The sequence below is a fragment of the Streptomyces sp. NPDC007205 genome, from assembly GCF_040634095.1.
In the GTDB taxonomy this organism is placed as follows: Bacteria; Actinomycetota; Actinomycetes; order Streptomycetales; family Streptomycetaceae; genus Streptomyces.
On record NZ_JBEYEW010000002.1, the window covers coordinates 403300 to 425137 of the forward strand.

Annotated in this window: 19 protein-coding genes; 3 read left to right on the plus strand and 16 right to left on the minus strand. The window is 70.6% G+C overall.

Annotated elements, in window-relative coordinates:
• Positions 1 to 79 precede the first annotated feature (79 nt).
• Entirely contained in the window at positions 80 to 1789 is a 1710-nt protein-coding gene (locus ABZ624_RS05390) for an MFS transporter (RefSeq protein ID WP_360082808.1), read from the minus strand.
• A 529-nt stretch (positions 1790 to 2318) separates the two neighbouring features.
• Complete coding sequence (locus tag ABZ624_RS05395; RefSeq protein ID WP_360083213.1) at positions 2319 to 2696, minus strand: helix-turn-helix domain-containing protein; 378 nt, start codon at positions 2694 to 2696, stop codon at positions 2319 to 2321.
• A 97-nt stretch (positions 2697 to 2793) separates the two neighbouring features.
• On the opposite strand from ABZ624_RS05395, the gene ABZ624_RS05400 reads away from it, so the two are divergent.
• Positions 2794 to 3429 carry an NAD(P)H-binding protein gene (locus ABZ624_RS05400; protein WP_360082810.1) on the plus strand — a complete coding sequence of 212 codons (636 nt, stop codon included), beginning with the start codon at positions 2794 to 2796 and terminating at the stop codon, positions 3427 to 3429.
• Between the two features lie 72 nt (positions 3430 to 3501).
• Here ABZ624_RS05400 and ABZ624_RS05405 read toward each other — a convergent pair whose 3' ends face one another.
• The 5 genes from ABZ624_RS05405 to ABZ624_RS05425 form a co-directional block, all read right to left on the minus strand.
• Positions 3502 to 3882 (minus strand): hypothetical protein, encoded by a 381-nt coding sequence (locus ABZ624_RS05405; RefSeq protein WP_360082812.1) that lies wholly within the window; start codon positions 3880 to 3882, stop codon positions 3502 to 3504.
• Entirely contained in the window at positions 3839 to 4990 is a 1152-nt protein-coding gene (locus tag ABZ624_RS05410; protein WP_360082814.1) for a tyrosine-type recombinase/integrase, read from the minus strand. Before ABZ624_RS05410 ends, ABZ624_RS05405 begins: the two co-directional genes overlap by 44 nt.
• A 333-nt stretch (positions 4991 to 5323) precedes the next feature.
• On the minus strand, positions 5324 to 5956 hold the full coding sequence (locus tag ABZ624_RS05415) for a TetR/AcrR family transcriptional regulator (RefSeq protein WP_360082816.1): 633 nt from the start codon (positions 5954 to 5956) through the stop codon (positions 5324 to 5326).
• A 161-nt stretch (positions 5957 to 6117) separates the two neighbouring features.
• The gene (locus ABZ624_RS05420; RefSeq protein WP_360082818.1) at positions 6118 to 8796 is read right to left on the minus strand and encodes an acyltransferase domain-containing protein; all 2679 of its coding nucleotides are present in this window, start codon (positions 8794 to 8796) and stop codon (positions 6118 to 6120) included.
• Positions 8700 to 10166: a polyketide synthase gene (locus ABZ624_RS05425; protein ID WP_360082820.1), complete on the minus strand. Its 1467-nt coding sequence runs from the start codon at positions 10164 to 10166 to the stop codon at positions 8700 to 8702. The genes ABZ624_RS05420 and ABZ624_RS05425 overlap by 97 nt, the downstream gene beginning before the upstream one ends.
• Before the next feature lie 252 nt (positions 10167 to 10418).
• Between ABZ624_RS05425 and ABZ624_RS05430 the strand changes: the two genes are divergently transcribed.
• Positions 10419 to 11531: a helix-turn-helix transcriptional regulator gene (locus ABZ624_RS05430; RefSeq protein ID WP_360082822.1), complete on the plus strand. Its 1113-nt coding sequence runs from the start codon at positions 10419 to 10421 to the stop codon at positions 11529 to 11531.
• Between the two features lie 55 nt (positions 11532 to 11586).
• Here ABZ624_RS05430 and ABZ624_RS05435 read toward each other — a convergent pair whose 3' ends face one another.
• Both ABZ624_RS05435 and ABZ624_RS05440 read right to left on the minus strand, forming a co-directional pair.
• Positions 11587 to 13182 (minus strand): FAD-dependent monooxygenase, encoded by a 1596-nt coding sequence (locus ABZ624_RS05435; protein ID WP_360082824.1) that lies wholly within the window; start codon positions 13180 to 13182, stop codon positions 11587 to 11589.
• A gap of 299 nt (positions 13183 to 13481) precedes the next feature.
• Complete coding sequence (locus ABZ624_RS05440; protein WP_360082826.1) at positions 13482 to 14879, minus strand: MFS transporter; 1398 nt, start codon at positions 14877 to 14879, stop codon at positions 13482 to 13484.
• Between the two features lie 210 nt (positions 14880 to 15089).
• Between ABZ624_RS05440 and ABZ624_RS05445 the strand changes: the two genes are divergently transcribed.
• Positions 15090 to 15980 carry a helix-turn-helix transcriptional regulator gene (locus ABZ624_RS05445; RefSeq protein WP_360082828.1) on the plus strand — a complete coding sequence of 297 codons (891 nt, stop codon included), beginning with the start codon at positions 15090 to 15092 and terminating at the stop codon, positions 15978 to 15980.
• A gap of 39 nt (positions 15981 to 16019) precedes the next feature.
• On the opposite strand, the gene ABZ624_RS05450 is transcribed toward ABZ624_RS05445, so the two are convergent.
• The 7 genes from ABZ624_RS05450 to ABZ624_RS05480 form a co-directional block, all read right to left on the minus strand.
• Complete coding sequence (locus ABZ624_RS05450) at positions 16020 to 16490, minus strand: hypothetical protein (RefSeq protein ID WP_360082830.1); 471 nt, start codon at positions 16488 to 16490, stop codon at positions 16020 to 16022.
• A gap of 52 nt (positions 16491 to 16542) precedes the next feature.
• Positions 16543 to 18165 carry an aromatic amino acid ammonia-lyase gene (locus tag ABZ624_RS05455; RefSeq protein WP_360082832.1) on the minus strand — a complete coding sequence of 541 codons (1623 nt, stop codon included), beginning with the start codon at positions 18163 to 18165 and terminating at the stop codon, positions 16543 to 16545.
• 2 nt (positions 18166 to 18167) lie between these two features.
• Positions 18168 to 19220, minus strand: a complete 1053-nt coding sequence (locus ABZ624_RS05460) for a phenazine antibiotic biosynthesis protein (protein ID WP_360082834.1) — start codon at positions 19218 to 19220, stop codon at positions 18168 to 18170.
• A gap of 78 nt (positions 19221 to 19298) precedes the next feature.
• Positions 19299 to 20051, minus strand: a complete 753-nt coding sequence (locus ABZ624_RS05465; RefSeq protein WP_360082836.1) for an SDR family oxidoreductase — start codon at positions 20049 to 20051, stop codon at positions 19299 to 19301.
• Positions 20052 to 20105: 54 nt separating this feature from the next.
• Complete coding sequence (locus ABZ624_RS05470; protein WP_360082838.1) at positions 20106 to 21125, minus strand: class I adenylate-forming enzyme family protein; 1020 nt, start codon at positions 21123 to 21125, stop codon at positions 20106 to 20108.
• Complete coding sequence (locus ABZ624_RS05475) at positions 21122 to 21403, minus strand: acyl carrier protein (RefSeq protein WP_360082840.1); 282 nt, start codon at positions 21401 to 21403, stop codon at positions 21122 to 21124. Before ABZ624_RS05475 ends, ABZ624_RS05470 begins: the two co-directional genes overlap by 4 nt.
• Entirely contained in the window at positions 21390 to 21836 is a 447-nt protein-coding gene (locus tag ABZ624_RS05480) for a hypothetical protein (RefSeq protein WP_360082842.1), read from the minus strand. Before ABZ624_RS05480 ends, ABZ624_RS05475 begins: the two co-directional genes overlap by 14 nt.
• Between the last annotated feature and the right edge of the window lie 2 nt (positions 21837 to 21838).

Consider the following 21838-nt stretch of genomic DNA (forward strand, 5'->3'; position numbering starts at 1 on the left):
GTCGAGGGCAGCGGCAACGCCTTGATGAACGGTGTTGCTTCCAAGGGCTGCCCACCCAGGCTGGAGGGTGGCCGTGGGGTCAGTCGCCCTCCTCGGCGAGGGCCGCCAGTTCACGATCCACGGCGCGCTGGTGCTCCACCGCCTCGTCGCGGGCCTTGCGCGGGCTCCAACGGCCGGCCATGACGAAGATGAACGGCAGGAAGATCACTTGGCCGGCGACACAGATCAGCCACCAGGTGCGCCATTGTTCGGGGCCCTGGGCCGCGGCGCTCTTCACCTGGGCTCCGTAGCGTTGCAGCAGTGCCAACTGCGGCTGGGCCCTGCGCACGGTCGCCAGGTTGTCGGGCCCGACCTCGCGCGCCGCCTGAGCCGCCAGTGCCGGCGGGACCGCGGTCGGAGGGTACGCCCCGAGTTCGGCGAAAAGCCGGGGGTGAGCGTCGATGATGGCCAGAGCGGGGGCGGCCTGGACACTCGCGGCCTTGACCTGGGCGCCATGTTCGACCAGTGGCGTGGCCGACGTCACCACGACCGGGACGAACGCTGTGGAGATCGCGACCACCGCCCGGATGATCCATCCCCACACGGCCAGACCGGTCGCCGTGGCGGCCGGGTTCTGCTTCTCCACGGTCTCGGTGAAGCTCGCCATCCAGGGTGCGTAGGTGACGCCGGTGAGCACACCGATGGCGACGAACAGTGCGGCAAAGGTGTAGTAACCGGTGCGCGGCTCCGTGGCGTGCAGGGCGAAGAGCGTGGTGACCACGATGGAGCCGATGGCTCCGACGATCATGAACGGCTTGCGCACCTTCAGCTTGTCGGAGAGCAGCCCGGCCGCCACCAGTGCCACCGCGTTGGCCGCCCAGTACCAGTTGGCCAGTCCGTTGGTGCGCTGCTCGCTGTAGCCGAAGGTCGCGGCGAAATAGACGACGAAGTTCCCTACAGCGCCGAAGTAGAGCAGGAGGAAGAGGCTGACGGCCGTGGCCGAGCCGACGATGTCCAGGCGCAGCATCTGCCGCCAGTGGCCCGCGGCCGCCGTCCTCGGATTCGTGCCCTTGGCCCGCGCCTCGACGAGCGCACGGTCGTGGAGGCTGACCATGATCTGGTCACGCAGCCGGGGCGACAGCTCGCGCAGCCCCAGCAGCGCCACCATGAAGACGGCAAGCCCGGCCCAGCCGGAGTAGCGCAGCTCGTCCTGCCAGCCGGCGAAGGACAGGGTGCTGCTGGTGACGACGGTGACGACCAGGCTCCCGATGACCGGGCCCATGGTCCAGTAGCCCATCGCGGTGGCTCGGCCGAGCTGCGGGGAGAAGTCCCGGATCAGTGCCGGCGTGGCCACCAGCACGATGCCTTCGATGAAGCTGAGGCCGGCGAAGAGCACCAGGTATGTGCTCTTGTCCGGGGCGTTGGGCAGGCCGAGGAGGCTGAGCAGGGCGGCGATGAGAAGCCCGTAGACCACCATGTTGGCCCGGCCCCAGCGGTCGGCCAGGCCCGCGACGAGTGAGGCGAAGGCACCGACCGCGTTGCCGATGACGCTGACCCACACGAAGTAGCTGTAGGTCATGTGGAAGTGCGTGATGATCGACGTGGCGACGGCGTACTGCACGTAGAGGGCGTAGTACAGCACCACGGTGGTCAGCACCACGATCGCCAGGTACGCCATCCGGCGTGAGGTGGCGGGGTAGTGGTTCAACTCGCGGCGCCACAACAGGGTGGCGCGGTGGGGGGTTTCCGGCGTGCCGGTATCGGCCGGTCTGGGATTCGTGTCGTCGGGCGAAGCGGGCATGGCAGTCATGCGGCGGCTCCTGGTGTCGGGCCCACGGGCCCGGTGCGGTGGATGCGGACAGTGCGCGCCTTGCGGTGCGGCGGGCACGAGCACTGTTCGGCCAGGTGGGCCGAATCCCGGGGGCTCGGTGTCCAGACGGGGAAGATGTGCGCAGAGGCTAGTACCGACCAGTCGGTACGGACTAGGGGCGTGCGTCGGGATACCGAAACGTGACCTTGCGCCTGGCGAGTTGCAGGGGCCCGGTCACGCCGGGACGGGTCGCCCAGTTACGGCGCCTACCGTCCGACCTGCCCGACGGGCGGCAGGAGGTGCTGAGGGCACCTGGCAGGGTGGTACGGGCACGCCGGCGCGGTCAGGCAGACCGCGGCGTCGGCGCGCTCGACACAGTTCCCCGCGATGGACGGGCGCCGCCTTCTCTGGGGGTAACCGTGTGGTGCGAGGCGAGTGGAGTCCACTTTGTGCAGCTCAGCGCCAGGTGAGGTCAGAGTAGCGGGTGCAACAGGTGTGGCGCCAACCGTCGTTCGGATGGCCTGGCGCGTCAGCCGGTGGATGTGCTCCGCTCTGCTGCCTCGCGGGCGTCAATGAGCTCGTCCAGGTGAGTTTCGGCCCATGTGCGGACCACGCCCAGTAGCTCGAGGAGACTCCGGCCGAGCGAGGTCAGTTCGTACTCGACGTGGCGGGATGGTTCGACATGGACGGTGCGGATGACGTAGCCGTCACGTTCCAGGGTTCGGAGTGACTGGGTGAGGACCTTTGGCGTGACGTTCCGCAGCGGTGTTCGTAGTTCGGAGAACCGTCGTGGGCCGTCTTCAAGACACTGGATGATCATCCCGGCCCACTTGTCACCCACGCGGATCGGCATCAGCTCAGAGGGGCAGAGCGGGTCGAACATGTCCGGGTCCAGAGGCTTTGTCACAGGGCCACGGTAGTTCGGTATCCGGGAAGTAACCATGGGTCCGGCTACTTTGCGGAGTCAGCAGGCAGAGCTTGTTGAGACGAAGCGAGGTAGCCGCATGGGCAAGATCATTGTTTTCGGCGCAGGTGGCCGCGCTGGACGGGCAGTTGTTGGCGAGGCGGTCCAGCGCGGGCACCATGTCACCGCGGTCGTTCGGGATCCGGACAAGTACCGGGATCTTGAAGGGGCGGGAGTCCGCCTGCTCGTCGGTGATGTCACCGACGCCCACGCCGTTGCGGACCTCGCGAACGGGCATGACGCTGCGATCATGGCTGCCTACGACCCTGGCTCCCAGGCTGACGTGTTCTTCAAGACCGCTGTCCAGGCGCTCTTGGACGGGCTGCCGAAAGCCGGTGTGGGCCGGTTGGTCGTCGTCGGCCTGGCGGCCGTTCTGGAGACCGCCGACGGGACGCCGTTGATGGACAGCCCCGGCTTTCCGCCGGAGTACCGGCCCTTCTGCCTCGCTCATGCAGCCGGGGCAGGTGTGCTGCGCACCTCGACTACCGCGCTGGACTGGCTGATCGTCAGTCCAGCGGGCGACTTCGATCCTGACGGGACGCGCTCTGGGCGCTACTCCACCGCTTCCGCCGACGCTGCCAGCCGCATCTCTCACCACGACTTCGCAGTCGCCTTGCTGGACGAGATCGATGAGCCTCGCCATCACCGCACTCATGTAGGCGTGGAGACGGCGTGAACCGGGCCGCCGCCGCGACAGCCGTCGTGCCGCGGAGGCTTCAGGTACCCGTGCACGGTGGGACATCGCAGATCAACCGCGTTGGTTGAGGGCTCTCGTCAGGTCCCGGTTGGCTTCCCGTGCGGCATCCAGGTCGGACCGAGCCTCTTCCAACGCCGCCGTCAGCTCGACGTTCTGCTGCTCCAGCCTGGTGACCTTTCGCTGGAGTTCATCGACGTCGACCGGGGCTCCGAGCCCTGATTCCTGCCATGCCTGGGCTCCCAGCGCCTGCGACAGCCGTTTCTCCAACTGCTGGACACGGGCGGCAAGGCGGGTGTTGCGTGCTTGGGCGTTGGCGAGGTCGGCCTGGAGCGAGGCCCGGCTGACCGGCGAGCCGCCGGCCGGGTCCTGGGCTGCCGGTTCGTCACGGTCACTTCTCCCCCCTCCCGTGCAGGGCCCGCGGGGAGGGAACACGCTCGATCGCTTCACGCAATCGCGCCCGGTCAGGAATCAGGTAGGGCCTGGGCGACTCCGGGTGCGTCTGACCGAGCAGAGCTTGCACCTCGTCCACCGACCCGCCAGCATCCGAGACGTTACTGCCGAAAGCACGGCGGGCCATATGCGGGCCGACCTTCCGCGACAGCTTCGCCCGCTGCCCCAGGCGCTCGAACAGCTCGCCCAGCGCGTCCGGCGACATCGGCGCCCCCAGCGGCTCGCGGAACAGGTTCACCAGCAGGAAGTCACTGCCGCCCGCCCCGAGGACCTCGTGGCGCTCGTCGATGTACTGATCGAAAGCCTGGACCACCAGGAAGTCCAGCGGCTGCGTCCACGCCTCCTTCGACTTCGACCACGCCCGGTTGCTGTTGTCCCGGCGCCGGACGTGAACGTGGGCGCCCTCGTAGTCGCAGCCCAGAGCCCGTGAATCAGGCAGCAGGTGACAGTCGCTGCGGTGCAGGCCGGCCGCCTGGCCACGGCGCAGACCGACCCGGCCGAGCAGCAACACGATCAGCCGGTCCCGGGCGTTGCGGCACTCCAGGAACATCGCCACCAGCTCGTCGTCGGTGGCCCGGTCCACCTCCGCCTCCGGCTCCCGCACCCGGTGGACGGCCCGCAGCCGGTAGGACAGGCCGGCGTCCTCACCCTGAGCCTCCGGCGGCAGGTCCCGGCTGTCGGCCAGCTCGTATATCTGCCCCAGCACCGAGCGGGGCGCCTCGCCCACCGACACGGCGTACGACAGCAGCCCCCGCACCGCGGTCAGCACCCCGTTGATCCGCCGTTCCCTCCGGGCCGGCTCGGCCCCGGGACCCAGCACCACCGGAGCCGGTTCGCCGTCTGGCGTAGACGGCGTGTACTTCAGCCAGACCATGAACCGGCCCATGTCCCGGGCCGCCTGCGGCCATTGCCGCCCCGTGATCCGGCACCACAGCAGATACAACGCCACGCCCTCGGCGTACGCCTTCGTCGTCAGCTCGGCCCGGCTCCGACCGAACCGCAGGAACCGCAGCCACTGATCGGCGACCCACACCACCTCGAAGTCGTCATCGACGACCGTCCAGTACCGAACTCCCGACGGCAAATCCACAGGAAAGGCACGCAATGTAACTTCATGATCCGAAGGTCGATGCAACAACCCGCCACAGAGCCACACCCCCCGAGAACGACTCTCAGAAGATCAACTTACTGCCCTACACAACGTCACACCGCACCGGTCTGGCCCCCAGAGAAGCCGTTGTTGCTCGTGTCAGGCGTACTGCTCGCCGACGCGCGCGTCTTCCCCCGGCCTGTTCGGCACTGACGTGGTCGGGGAACTTGTCTGCCAGTCTCCGCCAGTCCCCGACAGTCCTCGTCGCCCTCGGCTGCTACGTCCGGACGGAGGCGGGACTGCTCGGCGACCGCCTCGGAGGGGCGCGGTACGTCAGATCCGCTCGGCCGTCGTCGCCGTCATGCCGTCGAGGAGGAGCCGCAGGATCTGCTGGAGTTCGTCGGCCAGACACGGTCCGGTCTTGTCCGACGGCTGGTTCGCCCAGCGATAGAGCGCTCCGAGGTAGACGTCGCGCAGGACGTTGCCGACGCCGATCGGGGACATTCCCGGGTTCAGCTCTCCCCGGTTCATCCCGCCATCGACGATCTTGGCGAAGACCTCCGCGACATACGGTTCTTCGAGTATCGGCCGTCCCGCCTTCACCCAGGCGGTGAGCATCGCGGCGGTGAGGCGCGGTTCCTCCTGGTTGATGCGGACGAGGATCGCCATGCACTGCTGGAGCTGCGCGATCGAGCTGGGGGTGAACGCGTCGGACTCGTCGAGACCCGTCACCAGTGCGGTACGCCTCCTGTCTCCCCACGCGCTGATGATGTCTTCCTTGCGCTGGAAGTAGTTGAAGAAAGTTCCGCGTGCGACATCGGCTCGTTCCGCGATCTCGTCGATGGAGGTGTGGTCGTACCCCTTCTCCACGAAGAGTTCGACCGCCGCGGAGTACAGGCGTTCCCTGACGCGCTGTTTGTTGCGTTCCCGGCGGCCGACAGGCGGCGTCGTTGCACGCAAGTCCATTCCGTCGTCCCTCCTGTGGATGCTGGTCCCTCATGGCCCCGAGCGGAGCGACGCGATGCCGCTGGGGCGCTCGTGCCCGCGGAGCAGCGTTACGTGTGTCTGCGGCCCTGCCGTCCCACTGCGAAGTTTTTATACCACAGTCCAAGTTTCACCAGGGGCCGTCAAGCCGAGTGCGGGGTCTCCTGTGCCCGTTGGGGTTCCGGCCCCGCGCTGTGCCGGGCGAGACTCGCACACAGTCCGGCCAGGCTCTCCGCCCCCAGCAGCCGCCCGGCGCTGATCTCGATGCCGTGACCGTGCCGCAGCCGCTGCCGGAGCTGGGAGGCCATCAGGGAATCGAGTCCGAGGTCGCGCAGCGAGCGCCGCTCGTCCATGTCCGCCGCATCCATGCCCAACAGCGCCGCGGAGTGTTCGAGCAGCGAGTCCTCGGCGCTCGGCCGGCGGGGACGGTGTGAGGAGGAGGGCGCGGGGTGCGTCGACGGGGTGTCGGGGCAGTCGGTTCGCGCCGTTGCCGCTGCGCCCGCCCGGTCGGTGGCCGGCGGCCGGACAGGGCGGAGGAGGGTGCCGAGGAAGCCGCTCCCGAAGGGCTCCGCGACCTTCTCGACCACGCTGGTGAACGGCCCCATGAACGGCTCGGCGAGGGCCGACAGCGCCGCCGGGACCAGGGAGGCCGGCGTGCTCCGCCGGGCCTGCGGAGAGATCCGGCGCATCCGGATCCCGGAGAACTGCGCCAGGACGCGCCGGTCCGGTGCGATCAGCACGACGTCGGCCACCGACCAGGGCCCGCCGGCCTCGGGCCGTACGGTGGCCACACTCCAGAACTCGGATTCGAGTTCCCCGTGGAACCGGACCATGCCGAAGGACACGGGCACGTAAGCCCCCTCGTCGCGGCCGGACGTGGCCTTCGGCCGGGCGGCCAGCAGCGGCAGCAGGCCTGCCTCCCAGCCGACGTGCGGCAGGGGCCTCGGCAGCCGTACCCGGGCCACGGCCTCCCCTTCGCGCCGCCACAGGTGTTCCACCGCCGCGAACGGCTCGCGGATGTCGTACCCGTGGCGTCGCGCGAGCGCATGGAGGGCCGGTGCCCCCAGGTAGTCCCGGCACCGTGCGAGCGCGGCGTCGAGGACGTCCGCGGCCTTCGAGCCGGCATCGTCGGCAGCCGCCGTGACGATGTGTCCCGCGGCGCACATGACGGGAGCGGGGGCGCCCTGGAGGAAGGCGTGTACCGCCGCCTTGCGGGGTTGTCCGCCGTCCTCGACGGGCCCGTCCAGGACGACCTGGAGGGTGGTGGTGCCGGCCGCCTCGGCGGGCACGGGTGTGTCGCCCAGCTGTACGTCGTGCAGTTCGAACGATCCGGAGCGCTCCGCCTGCCGCGCCGTATCGGCCATCGCCGCGAGGTACACGACAGGCGGAACCGGGGCGAAGCCGTGGACCGCCACGCCGTCGCCCCAGTCCGCGGTGCGGCCCCACGAGGCGAGGTCGATGCGCCGGACGTGGGGCGCACCGCACGCGCGCGTGGCCGCGCGGGTGGGCGCCTCGCGGCGGAACCGCACGAGGTCCCAGGCGTAGGTGGGCAGGGACGGCACGTGCCGGGGACGGCCGCGGTACCACCGCTGCCAGTCGACCCGCCCGCCGTGGGCGAAGAGCCGCCCGGCCGCCCGCGCCAGTTCGGTGGGCTCGTCACGCGTACGGTGCAGCGAGGGCACCGCGGCGGAGTCGCCGCCGTCGCCGCCGAGCGTGGCCTCAAGGGCGGCGGTGAGGACCGGATGCGGGCTGACCTCGACGAAGACGCTCGGCGCCGCCTGGGCCACCTTGCGTACGGTGTCGGCGAACCGCACGGGGCGGCGCAGGTTGTCCATCCAGTAGTCGGCGGTCAGCTCCGGTCCCGTCAGCTCGGTGCCGAACACGGTGGAGACCATGCCGGCCGTACCGGGCGTGGGGGCGAGGCCGGCCAGTTCCCGCAGCAGGTCATCGCGCAGGAGGTCCATCCGGGGGGAGTGCGAGGCCACGTTCACCTGCACGGGGAGGCACAGGACGCCGTGCTCCTCCAACTCGGTCCGCAGGACGGCCAGCGGGGCGGGATCGCCCGCGAGCACCGTGGTGGTGGGCGCGTTCTCGGCCGCCACGCACACGCCCGCACCGTAGGCCTCGGCGTACCGTCGTGCCTCGGCGGCCGGCAACTCGGCCACGAGCATGGCGCCCTGACCCGCCGTACGCTGCATCAGCCGGCTGCGCCGGCAGATCACCGCGGCCGCGTCGTCGAGTGACAGGGCGCCGTGGACATGGGCGGCCGCCACCTCTCCCATGCTGTGCCCCAGGCACAGATCCGGCTCCACACCGCGTTCGCGCCAGGCTGCGGCAAGCGCCACCTGGACGGCCCACAGGGCGGGCTGCACGGTGCTCACCTCGGTGGACAGCTCGCAGTCGTCGGACATCAGCAGGTCCCGGACGGACCAGCCGAGTTCCTTGCGCACGGCCCGGTCACACGCGTCCAACGCCGTGCGGAAGGCGGGCGAGGAGCGATACAGGGCCCGGCTCATGCCGGTCCACTGCGACCCCTGTCCGGAGAAGACGAAGACGACGCGTTTGCCGCCCGAGAACCCGGCCTCCGCGACCGCGCCGTCGGCGATGGCCTCGCCGGCGGCGAGTGCCCGCAGCCGGCGTGACAGGGACTCGTGGTCGTCGCCCACGACCCACAGCCGGTGCGGATGAGCCTCGCGTCCGGTGGCCGCAGCGGAGCAGATGTCGCTCAGCCGGTACGGGCGCCCCTGTCCCGAGGGCCCCAGGTAGGCGGCGTAGTCCTGGGCCAGCCGGCGCAGGGAGCCGGGCGTTCGCGCGCTGAGCACCAGCAGATGGGGTCCGGCGTCGGCTTCCGTGCCGGCGCGGTGCGCCGCGGCGGGCTCCGGCCCGCCGGGTGGGCACCGACGACCAGATGGACGTTGGTGCCGGACAGGCCCAGGGAAGTGACACCCAGCAGGGCCTCGGGGCCTGCCGGGTCCAGGGGCTGGTTCCGGGTCACCATCCGTACCGGGAAGTCGTCCCGCGTGAGCAGGGGATGCGGCTCGTCGACGTGGAGCGAGGCGGGTATGACGCCGTGCCGGAGGATGAGCGCCGTCTTGATCAGCCCGGCGATGCCCGCCGCGGCCTCGCTGTGACCGAGGTTGGTCTTGACCGATCCGGTCAGCAACGGCCGGTCCTCCGGCCGGCCGGGACCGGCCGATTCGGCGAGCGCGCGCAGTTCCACCTCGTCCCCGATGTGGGTTCCGGTGCCGTGCGCTTCGACGTAGTCCAGTTCCGAGGGCTTGATGCCGGCGTCGGCACACGCCTGGCGCAGTGCTTCGGCCTGGCCTTCGACGGAGGGGCGGACCAGCAGGCCACTGGCCGCGCCGTCGTTGGTCACCGAGCTGCCGAGCAGGACCGCGCACACGGGGTCACCGTCGCGGAGCGCGTCGTCCAGTCGTTTGAGTACGACGGCGCCCACGCCCTCGCTGCGGACGAACCCGTCGGCACCCGCGTCGCCGAACCGGCAGCGACCGCGGGGGGAGAGCATGCCGCCCTGGGAATAGGCGATGCTGTCGTTGGGGGACATGATGATGTTGACGCCCGCGGCGATGCACAGGTCACTCTCACCCGTCAGCAGACTCTGCCGCGCGGCGTGCACGGCCATCAGCGACGAGGAGCACGCGGTGTCCAGCACCACGCTGGGTCCGCGCAGATCGAGGGCGTACGAGATGCGGCCGGCCGTGACGGCACGCAGCCGGCTGCCCACCATGGCGCGGACATCGGGCTCGTCGGCCCGGGGATCGGTCTCCGCGTGTTCCGCCGTCGCCTGCCCGACGAACACGCCACTGCGGCTTCCCGCCAGGAGCGAGGGCCGGATCCCGGCCGATTCCAGGGCCTCCCAGACGACGTGCAGAGCGAGCCGCGCCTGCGGGTCCATCTCACGCGCTTCCGCCGGAGAGATGCCGAAGAACGCCGCGTCGAAGCCGAAGGGCTCGGTGAGGAAGCCGCCGTGCCGGGACACCGTGCGGCCGGGAGTCAGCGGGACGGGGTCGTACCAGTCGCCGATGTCGAAGCGCTCGCGCGGCACCTCGGTCACGGTGTCCGCGTTGGCGGCCAGCACCTTCCACAGGCCATCGGCACTCTCGGCTCCGGGAAACCGGCATGCCATGCCGACGATCGCAACAGGTGTGGGCGGCATCTGATCTGTGCGCACGGATGACTCCAAGCTTCATGCGTGGGCGAGTTGAGGGTCGTCAGCAGCGGGATACAAAAATACACTCCCGCCCATTATTTGCCTGGCATCCGCTCTTTTCTTCACAAAGACCTGGCATCAAGGGGTAGTTAAGGGATGCTTTGCTGGGTTTTGCGGGGTGGGCTTCAGGGCTAAAACTTGTACTTGCGTTCATCCATGGCTTCGTGTTTATTCTTGAATCATGGTTGCCGGAGTGTTCATGGAGGGAAGGCTGTGGACCTCAGTCAGATCGTGCCGCTGATGGGCGACGAGGAGTTGACGGCCTATCGGTTTCTTGTCGCCACCGGCGGAGCCACCATCGAGCGGCTGTCGAGAAGCCTGGGGTGGGGGCCCGGACAGACCGAGCGCGTACTGTCCAGGCTGGGCAGGGTGAGGCTGGCGCGCTCCGGCGCGGAGGGCCGCAGTGACTGGACCGCGGTGCACCCGGACACCATCAGACTCCAGTACGCCAAGCCCCTTTCGGGCGTCATCGACGCGTGGCAGGAGCAGCTGGACGGGTTCCGCGAGCAGCTCGACGCGCTCTCGGGCCTGTGCGTCGACAGCACGGGCAGCGGGGGGCTCAGTCCGGTCGTCACGGTCGAGGGCGCGTCCGACATCCGCGACCTGCTGCAGGACCACGCGGCACGCTGTGCCGAGGAAGTGTTCGCCGTGCACCCCCTGGGGCGGGGAGCCCCGGCGCTCGCCCCGGACGTGCTCTGCCGGGACTCCCGGCCGCCGGACTCGTCGGTCGACGTACGGGTGTTGCTACCCCATCTCTCCCGTTACGACGCGGATGTGCGCGACCGCGTCGAGCGGATCGAGCAGTCGGGGGGCGAGGTCCGGACCGGCGCCGCGACCTTGCCGTCGCTGGTCGTCTTCGACCGGTCCGTGGCCTTCCTGCTCGATGGTGAGCACACCGGCAGGGCACACGTGGTCAAGCACGCCGCCCTGGTGGACTTCATCGTTCACCTGGTGGTCAGCGCGTGGGCGACCAGCGCGGCCTTCCAGCCCACAGGCGGCAACAACAGGATCCCGGAGAGCCTGACCCAGGAGACCAAGACCGCGATCGTCCAGCTGCTCGCCGCCGGCTACAAGGACGAGGTGGTGGCCAGGCGGCTGGGCATCGGCGTGCGGACCTGCCGGAAGTACATCGCCGAGATGTTCGGCGATCTGGGAGCACAAAGCCGCTTCCAGGCCGGATGGATGGCCCGCGACCACATGCTCGTCGACGGCCTCCCCAGGGCCGGTGCGGACCGCAGCGGTTCGGGCGGGCCGGCCGGCAATCCCTCTTCCGGCTCGGGAGGCACGCGTCAGCCCTCGTGGGCGCCCTGTCCGGCCGACGGGTGAGAACGAAGAGCGTTGCCGCAGCCGCAGGTGATGCGGGCATGCGGCAACGCTCCGCTCAGCGGGCGAGGACCGTGGTGAGGGCGGCCGCGAGGTCGCGCTCCGGATCGCGGACGGCGCTCCTGCTGCGCCAGGCCACCACCGCGTCGGGCCGGATCAGTGCGGCTCCGGTCGGTTCGACGCCGTAGCGCCGGCACCAGAGGTTGTCGCTGTCGGCGAAGCGGTCACCGATCCGATGCGCGGTCAGGGTGACCCCGAGCCCGCGGGCGACGCTCTCGGCGGCGGCGACCCACTCGGGTGCCGCCTCGCCGGCCAGCAGCACCGGACCGCGGCCGAAGAGGTCGTGTGTGGAGAACTCCCGCACGCCGTCGGTGAGGGCGACGTGCGGGGCACGACTGCCGGGACGCCCGGTGGGATGCCACGGATCCTCCTGCCGGCAGCCGTCGTCGCCCGCCTCGGTGAGGATCGCGGGGGAGTGGTACCGGAAGCCCAGGAACTCCTTGGGCATGGGAACGGGCGCGTTCGGATCGGCCGGGTTGTAGCTGGCGGGCACCCGGCCCTCGGAGACCTTCGCCAGCTCGACCTCCCGCTTGAGCGTGACGTCGATGACAGGGCGCCGTTCGGTCTCGTACATCTCCAGCAGGCCGGGACCGGCCTGTCCGGTGAGCACCAGCGCGAGCCGCCAGGAGAGATCGTAGGCGTCCTGGATGGCGAGGTTGCCGCCCTGCCCCCCGTTGGGCGGGCAGGCGTGCGCGGCGTCGCCGGCCAGAAAGACCCGGCCTTCGCGGAACCGCTCCGCCAGCTTGTCGTTGACGGGGAAGAAGCGTGCGTTGACGAACCTGACGTCGATCTCCGGGTCGCCGATCGCGCTGCGGATCCGTTCGAGGCAGCGGGCCTCGGTGAAGTCCTGCGGGCTCTCGCCGCGCTCGGGGAAGTAGTCGACCCACAGGGTGTGCCGCTCGGAGCCGTCCAGGATGAAGCTGCAGCCGCGGCCGGGCATCCCGATGACCTCCACGGCGCCCTTCTTCACATAGCGCGTCAGATCGGCCTCGAAGGTGAGGATGTACATGTGGCCGATGACTCCGCTGCCTTCGACGGCGATGCCGAGCATGTCCCGCGTCGGGCTCGTGTTCCCGTCGGCGGCCACCACGTAGTCCGCCTCGACGACGTACGCACGGCCCGTCGACACCTCACGCAGGGTCGCGGTGACCTTCTCGTCGTCCTGCACGAGGGAGATCATCTCGGTGCCGGACCGCAGCTCCGCGCCGGCCTCCTCGGCGCTGGTGCGCAGGATCTCCTCGACCTGCGCCTGGGATATCCAGGCCAGCGGCGGCACCGACGACAGCTCCCGCGGGTCCGGCTCCGTCGGCGGGTCGAGGTGGCGTCGCCGGGGATCGGCGAGGCACGTACCGTGACTCATCCGGGGCCACCGGGCGTCACCGAGAGCGGCGCGCAGCCGCCGCGCCACCCCGGGCAGGGTGTGGAGCAGTTCCTGAGAACGCGTGTTGAGCCCCCACGCCTTCGGCAGCGTGGAGACAGCCGGCCGTCGCTCCACCAGAAGAGGGCGCACACCGCGTGCGGCGAGGCTCAGGGCCGTGGTGAGTCCTGTGTAGGCGCCACCGACGACGAGTACGGGAACTCGCTGCGCTGACATGACATCTGCCTCCATCGCTGCTGAACGCGGGGCCGGCACGAATCGGTGGCGCGTAGGGGATACCAAATCCGGCTTCGGGCCAACTCCGCGAGGAATCAATGCATTCCGGATCGGTGATCGGTGATCGGGCGGACCGGAAGAAACCGCACACGGCGTGGGTTACGCAATCAGTCTCACGATCGGCCGGGCGGCCCCGCCACGGGCGGCGAGTGCAGCAAGCTGTGGTGCAGGTTGCTGCACGTCGAGCACATCACGGGTGTGCCGGGCCTCGGCTCAGGCGCGGCACACCCGTGGCGGTCTCAGCGTCGTGGCAGGAGTGCCGCCGCGCCCAGGGCATTGGCCACCAGAAGTCCCACCGCGAGCAGCAGACTCTCCCGCATGCCCGGCGCGAAGCCCGACGCGAGGAGCGCGCCGAAAACGGCGATGCTCAGCGCTCCGCCCATCTGACGGCTGGTGTTGAGCAGCGCCGCCGCCGTGCCGGCCCGCTCGGCGGGCACGCTGTCGAGCATGAGGGTGGTCAACGCGGGCATGGCCAGGGCACCGCCGATGCCCAGCGGGACCATCAGCACGGCGGTCACCCATGGGGGTGTGCCGGCGTCGACGGCGGCCAGCCCGCCGCTGCCCAGCGCGCCGGTCAGCAGACCGGCGACCACCACGGCCCGCGGTCCGTGACGCGAAACCAGCTTCGGCGAAAGGTAGTTGAAGTTCGCGGTGATCACCGCCATGGGCACGAACATCAGCCCGGCCGAGAACGCCGACTGCCCCCGCTGCTCCTGGAAGAACAGGCTCAGCACGAACACCCCGCCGTAGAAGGCGGCGTTGCAGGCGAAGCCCGCGACGACCGGCACGCTGACGCCGCGCCGGCGGAACAGCTCCAGCGGCAGCATGGGCGTACGCCGCCGCGCCTGGAGGGTCACGAAACCGGCCCCGGCCACCACCGCGAGCCCGGCCGAGGCCGTCACGGCACCGGTGAACCCGTGGTGTCCGCCCTCGATCACGGCGAAGGTCAGCGCGGCCAGGGCCAGTACCGCCGTCAGCTGCCCGGGCAGGTCGAACTCGGCGGTGTGGCGCGGGGAGCGCGCGGCGCGCATCAGTGTCAGAAGACTGGCGAGCCCGGCGGGCACGTTCAGGAAGAACACGGCGCGCCAGCTCCACTCGGTGGTGAGCAGCCCGCCCAGGACGGGCCCCGCGGCGATGGCCACGGCGCCGCCGACCGTCCACAGGGCGATGCCGCGCGCCCGCTCGTCCGGGTCGGAGAACGCCTGCCGGATGAGCGCCAGCGAGGCGGGCACCATCACGGCCGCCGCGGTCCCCTGCACCACGCGGGCCGCCGTCAGCGCCCCGAGGGCCGGCGCCGCACCGCAGGCCAACGAGGCGAGGGTGAAGACGGCGAGCCCCCAGCCGTACGCACGCCGGGCGCCCACCGCGTCGGAGAAGGTGCCGGCGGAGAGCATCAGCGCCGCGAACATCAGGGTGTAGCTGTCGGCGACCCACTGCAGCCCGGACAGCGAACCGCCGAGGTCGTGGCCGACGGCGGGCAGCGCGACATTGACGCCCGAGACGTCGAGGGTGATCACGAAGAAGCCGAGGACGGCGGCGACCAGGGCCGCGGTGGGAGAGGGGGCCCCCTCCGGCTCGGCGTGGACGCCCAGGGCCTCCTCGGTGCCCACGGTCGGCCCGGTTTGCTTCATGCTCATCGTGCGTTGCTCCTCACTGCGCCGCCCCCGGCCGGTCGCGGCATCGGATGTCGAAAAGGTGGGCGGATGGTGGGTGGTGGCAGGGATCAGGCGATGCAGCCAGCGTGCCCGGCGCGGGCGGCAGGTGGGAGACCGGACCGTTCGGGGCACCGCTGTTCCTGGCCCTGATACGGCCTCCCACCCGGTGCCGCCCCTTGCGACAATGAGCGGATGAGCCAAGGTACGGAACTGGGCCGTTTCCTCCGCGCCCGCCGGGCGCAGATCCGTCCCGAGGACGTGGGTCTGCCCGTGGGCAGGGGCCTGCGCCGCACACCGGGGCTGCGCCGCGAGGAACTGGCCACGCTGGCCGGTGTCAGTGTCGACTACTACACACGGCTGGAGCGCGGTACCGAGACCAGGCCGTCGGCCGCCGTGGTCACCGCGCTCGGCGAGGCGCTCCAGCTCCCCGCCGACGCGCTGCGCCGGCTGCAGGAACTGGTTGCGCTCGCCGCGGGGCACACCCCGGCGCCCTCCCCGGGCCCCGCGCACACGGTGCGGGAGCCGGTCCGGAACCTGCTGCAGACCCTGCGCCCCTGCCCGGCGTACGTGGTCAGCCGGGCGAACGGCCTGCTGGCCGCCAACCGGCCCGGCCTGCGGCTCTTCCCCGGCATCACCGACTGGCCGCGGGAGCGCCGCAACCTCACCCGCTATATGTTCCTGCACCCCATGGCCCGCACCCTGTACCGGGACTGGGAGAAGATGGCCGCGCACAGCGCGGCCCACCTGCGGGCGATCGCGGGCGCCGATCCCGACGAGCCGGAACTGGTCCAGCTCGTCGGGGAACTCGTGGTGAAGAACCCCGAGTTCGCCCGGCTGTGGGAGCGGTACGACGTGCGGGCGCACGGTGGCGGCAGCAAGCACTTCCAGCACCCGGAGGTCGGCCCGATGCGCCTCGACTTCGAGGTGATGGCGATCTTCGGCACCGACGGCCAGCGCCTGGTCACCTACCAGGCGACGCCCGGCACCCCGGACCACGACGCGATGCTGCTGCTCGACATGGCCAGCCCCCGCGACGACGGGATCGCCGACCCGGCCGAAGTCTCGGAGCGGGGCGAGGAGTAGCCCGCCTCCGTCCCCGCCTCGCGCCGGGGCGGGGCCCGCTCACCTGTCCAGCGTGATGCGGTAGGTCTCGTGCGGGGTCTGGATGTCGTTGCACGTCAGCTCACCGGTGGCGCCGCGGTAGACGCCCGTGCCCCCGGTGACGGCCATGCGGACGGTGTCGGTGCCTTTGACCCACAGGGACTGCGCGGTGATCTGCCCGCCCGGCAGTTGCACCGACAGCACGCAGTTGGTGGTGATCTTCTCGCCGACCAGCTTGGTCACCTGGCACGAACTGCCGTCCTGGCCGACCTGCTTGCCGTGCCGGAAGAGCTTGTCGGCGTAGACGAACTCGTCCCCGACGCTCAGGCCGGGCCCGCCGACGTGCGTCTGCACGACTCCGTCGTTGCCCACGGCGAGGTCGATGACCTGCTGGGACGTGGCCTGCGCGGGGCCGGCGAGAACGGCGCAGACGCCCAGGGCCAGCAGCCCGGTGCCGGCACCGATGGACAGGGCGGGATTCCTCTTGAACATGCGGTCGAAACTCCTCGGTCGCGCACCGCTGCCGTCGCGGTGCTCGCTGTGGTCAGGCGAAGTCGGCGAAGTCCTCGTCGGTGAACCCCGCGGCGCGCCGCAGGGCTCCGGACTCGATCAGGCCGATCACCGCCTCGATGTCCTGGTCCAGCCGGCGGTCGCGGGTGACGAAGGCACTGTGTTCCCTGATGAGTTCGTGCACCGCCCGGACCGCCGGCGACGCCCCTTCCACGCCGCGCAGCTCGACGGCCTGGGCGAGGGCGAGCAGATGGATGGCCGCCACTTCGCGCACCAGGCCGTTCACGGTGCGGGCGTCACGGGCCGAGATGGTGCCCATGCTGACGATGTCCTGGTTGTGTGCCTCGGTGGAGCGGGAGAACACCGATACCGGGCCCGTCTGTTTGAGGGCCTCCGCGGTGACGGCGGAGGCCGCTATCTGCATGCCCTTGAAGCCGTGGTGCAACCCCGCCTCGGGATCGTCCGCGGGACGGGCGAGGACCAGGTTGGGCGGCAGTCCGCCGTTGAACTTCTCGTCCACGACGAGGGCGAGCTGACGGTCGAGCAGGTTGGCCAGCCCGGCCACCGCCGTCTTCAGGCTGTCCATCGCCTGTCCGACGTGCCCGGCGTAGAAGTTCCCGCCGAGATGCAGTCCGGATTCCTCGACGTCGAACAGGGGATTGTCCGTCGCGGAGTTGATCTCGGTGCCGAGCCAGTTCTCCGTCCAGTCCAGTGTGTCCCGGACGATGCCGATGATCTGCGGGGCGCAGCGCACGGAGTACTTGTCCTGGATCCGCTCGTTCAGCTGGAGGTAGCCGCGCCCGGCGAGCTTCTCACGGCGTACCAGGATGTCCTCGAAGGAGGTGGCCAGCCGGGAGCCCGCGAGCAGGATCCGGATGACCTCGGCGGACCGCACCTGGCCGGGGTGCGGCTTGCCGGCGTGGACGAAGGGATGGAGCGCCGAGGCGTTGCCGCGCAGTGCCTCCAGTGTCATGGCGGTGGCGAGTTCGGCGACGAACGCCAGCTCCCTCGCGTCCCAGGCGGCGAGCACGGCGTACGCGGCGGCAAAGGAGGTTCCGTTGATGAGCGCGATGCCCTCCTTGGGGGCGAGCCGCACCGGTGCGATGCCCTCGTCGCGCAGGGCGGCCGACGCCGGGCGCACGCTGCCGCGGTGCAGCACCCGGCCTTCGCCGATCAGGGCCGCGGCCAGATAGCACAGCGGTACGAGATCACCGCTGGCGCCCACCGAGCCGCGCTCGGGGATCAACGGCAGAATGTCCCGGTCCAGGCAGTCAAGCAGGCTCGACACCAGCTCAGGCCGGACTCCCGACACCCCCTTGGCCAGCGCGTTGGCCCTGATGAGCATGGTCGCCCGGGCGACCTCCGGGACAGCCGCAGGGCCCACGCCGTTGAGGTGATAGAGCACCAGGTTGCGCTGGAGCAGGTGCGCCTTGTCCGGCGAGATCTGCCGCACGCAGCTGTCTCCGAAGCCCGTGGTGACGGCGTAGACGGGGACTTCCTGAGCCAGCAGCGCGTCCATGAGGTCCGCCGAGGCGCGCATGCGCTTGACGGCTGCGGCGCTGAGCGCGGCCCGGGCGCCGCCGCGGCGTGCCGCCGCGGCGACCGCGCGGGGCGAGAGCCCGGCACCGTCGAGTTCGAGGGGGAGGACCGTGGACATGCTCAGTAGACGCCTTCGATCATCTTCTGGCCGTCCATCTCGGCGACCGGACGGATGTCGCGCAGGGAGTCCCCGACCCCCGTCGGGCTGGGGACCCGTGTGGCCAGGTCGCGTTCGAGACTGTTGGGTACCAGGCCGTACTTGGTGACGTGGTTCATGACCACGGCGCCTTCGGTTCCGAACCCGACCGGCCGGTGCGACGAGGGGTCGACCACGCGATAGAAGACGAAGGGGGCGTACGAGTCGAAGACCAGGCCTTCCGCGTCCTCCGCGCCGGGGCGCTGGACGGTGCCGCTGAGAACGGACGTGCTGCCGTACGACCCCCGGAACCGTGTCTTGGGGAAGTACTCCGTGGACAGGAAGTCCAGTGTGTCGGGGTCCATGTGCGCACCGGTCCAGGTCACCAGCCGCACCTTCTCCTGGATCAGCGTACGGACCGACGGCCGCTGCGCCATCCGGGCCAGCAGCGGCGGTGTAGTGATCAGGAAGGCGATGTCCTGTGACCGCAGAACCGGTTCGGCCTGGTCGACGAGGTGCTCGGCATACGCGTCGGCGCCCGCGTTGTCCCCGGCGGCGACGAGACGCTTGACCCAGCGCGGATCGAGGTCGATGGAGAAGCGGATACCGCCCCTGGCCTGCGCGAGCCTCCTCGAGTACTCGCCCAGCATGTGGGGGCCGCTGGGTGCCACGGCCAGGGTGTGCCCCGTGCCGTCGTCGGGGTAGTGGGAGTTCTCCCACGCCATGTATGCGTCGAACCAGTTCTCGAACATCACGAAGCGTTTGGGCGCCCCCGAGGTGCCCCCGCTCTCGTACACGGCGCACACCTTCTCGGTGGCGTCGAGGCCGCGCGGGATCAGATCCTCGACGGGGACGTCACGGAATTCGTCCACCAGGTTGGGGAACTTCAGCAGGTCGTCGACGCACCGTACGTCCTCGACGGGATCCAGACCCAGCCGGCTCCGGCGCTCCAGCCAGAACCGGGACCCCGTGTCCGGGTCGAAGTGCCAGCGCATCATGGCTCGTATGTGCGCGTCGGCCTGTTCGCGAGCGTTCATGGCGTGTCACCGCACTTTCTCGGTCGAAGAACGAAGGGTGAAGGGGAGAAGCGGGCGGGGAGAGTGACGGGGGGCAGGTCAAACCCCGTGATGGGAGCCCCCGTTGATCTGGAGGATCTGGGAGGTGACGTAGCCGCCCGGTGGTGAGCAGAGGTAGAAACTCAGCTCCGCGACGTCCGCCGGATCGCCCGCGCGGCCCAGGGCGGTCTGGCGGACCAGCATGTTCTGCCGCGCGGCGGGAAGGCCGTCGCCGAACAGATCGGTTCCTCCGATGTATCCCGGCGCGATGGCGTTGGCGCTGATGCCCCGCTTCCCCAGGCGTGTCGCGAGGACGTGGACGTACGAGTGGAGGGCCGCCTTCGCGGCGCCGTACCCGCCCGTCCCACCGGATCCGCGGTAGGCGGCGACGGAGCTGTGGAGCACGATGCCGCCGCCGTCGGCCATGAGGGGGATCAGGCCTTCCACGGTGATGACGGCGCTGATGACGTTGGACCGGTAGGCGTCCTGCCATTCGGTCACGACCGTCCTCAGCTCCTCGCCTCCGGGCGCGGGGACCGAACCCGCGCAGCACACCAGCCCGCTGACCGGCAGCCCGGTCGTCCGGACGTGCTGCTGAAGGAGGTGCGCGGACGCGGCATCGGACATGTCGAGTGCCAGCGGTTCGAGGTCCGCGCCGGGCACGCTCGACTCGATCTCCGCGACCGCCTGAGCGAGCCGGTCCCGGCCCCTCGCGATCAGCAGCACCTTGTCCTCGTTCTCGGCGAAACGCTTCGCCGTGGCCTTGCCGATGCCGGCGCTCGCGCCGGTCACCACGATCAACCTGGACGACAATCGAATGTCCTCTGATGAAAATGCGGGCAGGGGTACGGGGAGAGGGGCCGGCCGTCACAGAGCGGCCAGAAGAGCCCTGCGGTCGGGCTTTCCGGTGGAAGTCCTCGGTATGTCCGCCAGTTTCACGATCCTCGACGGGCTCGGAACATCCCGCAGAGCCGCCCTGATGTCCGCCACGCCCGTTCCGCCGCGCCGCCCGGACCAGAAGACCACGTATCCCTCCCCGGTGAGCGCGTCCTGGGGCAACGGCAGCACCGCGCATTCCGTCTGCGGCAGGCGGGCGTTGAGCATCTCGTCGACCCTGGCGAGATGAACCTTGATCCCGTTCACCTTGACCAGCGAGCCGCCGCGTCCGACGTACCGGAAGGTGCGGGGGCCGGTGAACTCCACCAGGTCTCCCGTGGCCCACTGACCGGGCGGTCGCGTCCCGGTCTCCGGGCGCGCCAGACGCGGGCCGCGCACCACCAGTTCCTCCGCCCGCCGCGACGGCGCCCCGTCGGCACGTACGAAGGAGACATCGGGGAAGGCCTCCCACAGGCCCGTGCCGGTCTCGTCGGGGAGCAGCGGCCGGTGGGCCAGGCCCCCGGTCTCGGTCGATCCCAGGATCTCGTGTGCCCGCAGCAGGCCGGCGGCCCGTCGGGCGAGTGCGCGGGCGGACGGCGGCGGGGCCGCCGAGCTGTGCAGGGCGACGACCGCGCTCGCGCGTTCCAGCGCCCGCCGGCCGCGCCGCAGCAGGTCCCAGGCCATCGGGATGCAGACGACCAGCACCCGCTCGCCGGGGGAGACCGGCAGGGGCGCGAACGGGTCCGCCCACGCCTGGTGGACGCGGACCCCTGCCGTGCGCGGCAGCCACTGGCCGAACAGGGCGCCGAACAGGTGCTGGGGCGGGGCGTAACTGATCACACGGTCGACCGGGCCGACGAGATGGTCCCCGATCATCTGCACTTCCAGCTCCATCTGCTCGGGGAGGCGGAACCAGCGACGTGCCACGCCCGTACTGCCGGACGTGTCGAAGCGGATCTCGTCCCGAGCCGCGGTCCGCGGTCCGTGCGTGCGTGTCCCGGTCGGTGTCATGCCGCCTGGTCCTCGATGCGCTCGTGGACGTATGCGGCCGTCCGCTCAAGCGTGCTGAACCAGTAGCGGACGTCGTCGCCGACGAAGTCGACCTCGATGCCGAACTCGCCCTCGACGGCGTTGACGTACTCCAGGGCGGCCAGGCTGTCGAACCCCGGCAGCCGCTCGGACAGGTCCGCGTCCGGAGCCAGCGCGTGGGCGGCGTCGCCGAAGCGCTTCTCCAGCACGGTGAGGAGACGGGCGTTGACCTCGGTGAGGGTCGGGTCAGCGGTGGGCATGGCGGGAACCTTTCTCTTCGTCGCGGCCGGCCGGCATCGGGTCGCCGCTCGTCATCGCCCCCGACTCCAGGTAGAACACCCGGTCGGGCGGGGTGGGTTCGAATCTGACCATCAGGTGGCCGCTGTCCGGGGAGAGAGCGAGTGCCTCCCTGATCTCCCGGGCCAGTTCGGCGCGGTACGTGGGGTCGCGGTCGGGATGGATGTGGCACACGACGGACGCCCAGCGGGTCTGCTGGTCCGCGTCGCCGGCGTCGTCGTACGTCGTCAGCGGCATTCCGCCGCAGAAGTACGCCATGGGCTCCGCGGCGCGGAAGGAGACCACCACGTGCGCGGCGTTCGAGCCGTGGGCGGCCAGCCACCGGGTCAGGCGCAGGGCGGCCCTCAGCCGGGCCGAGGGGGTCAGCGGGGTGCTGGTCACATCGACGGTCGGCAAGA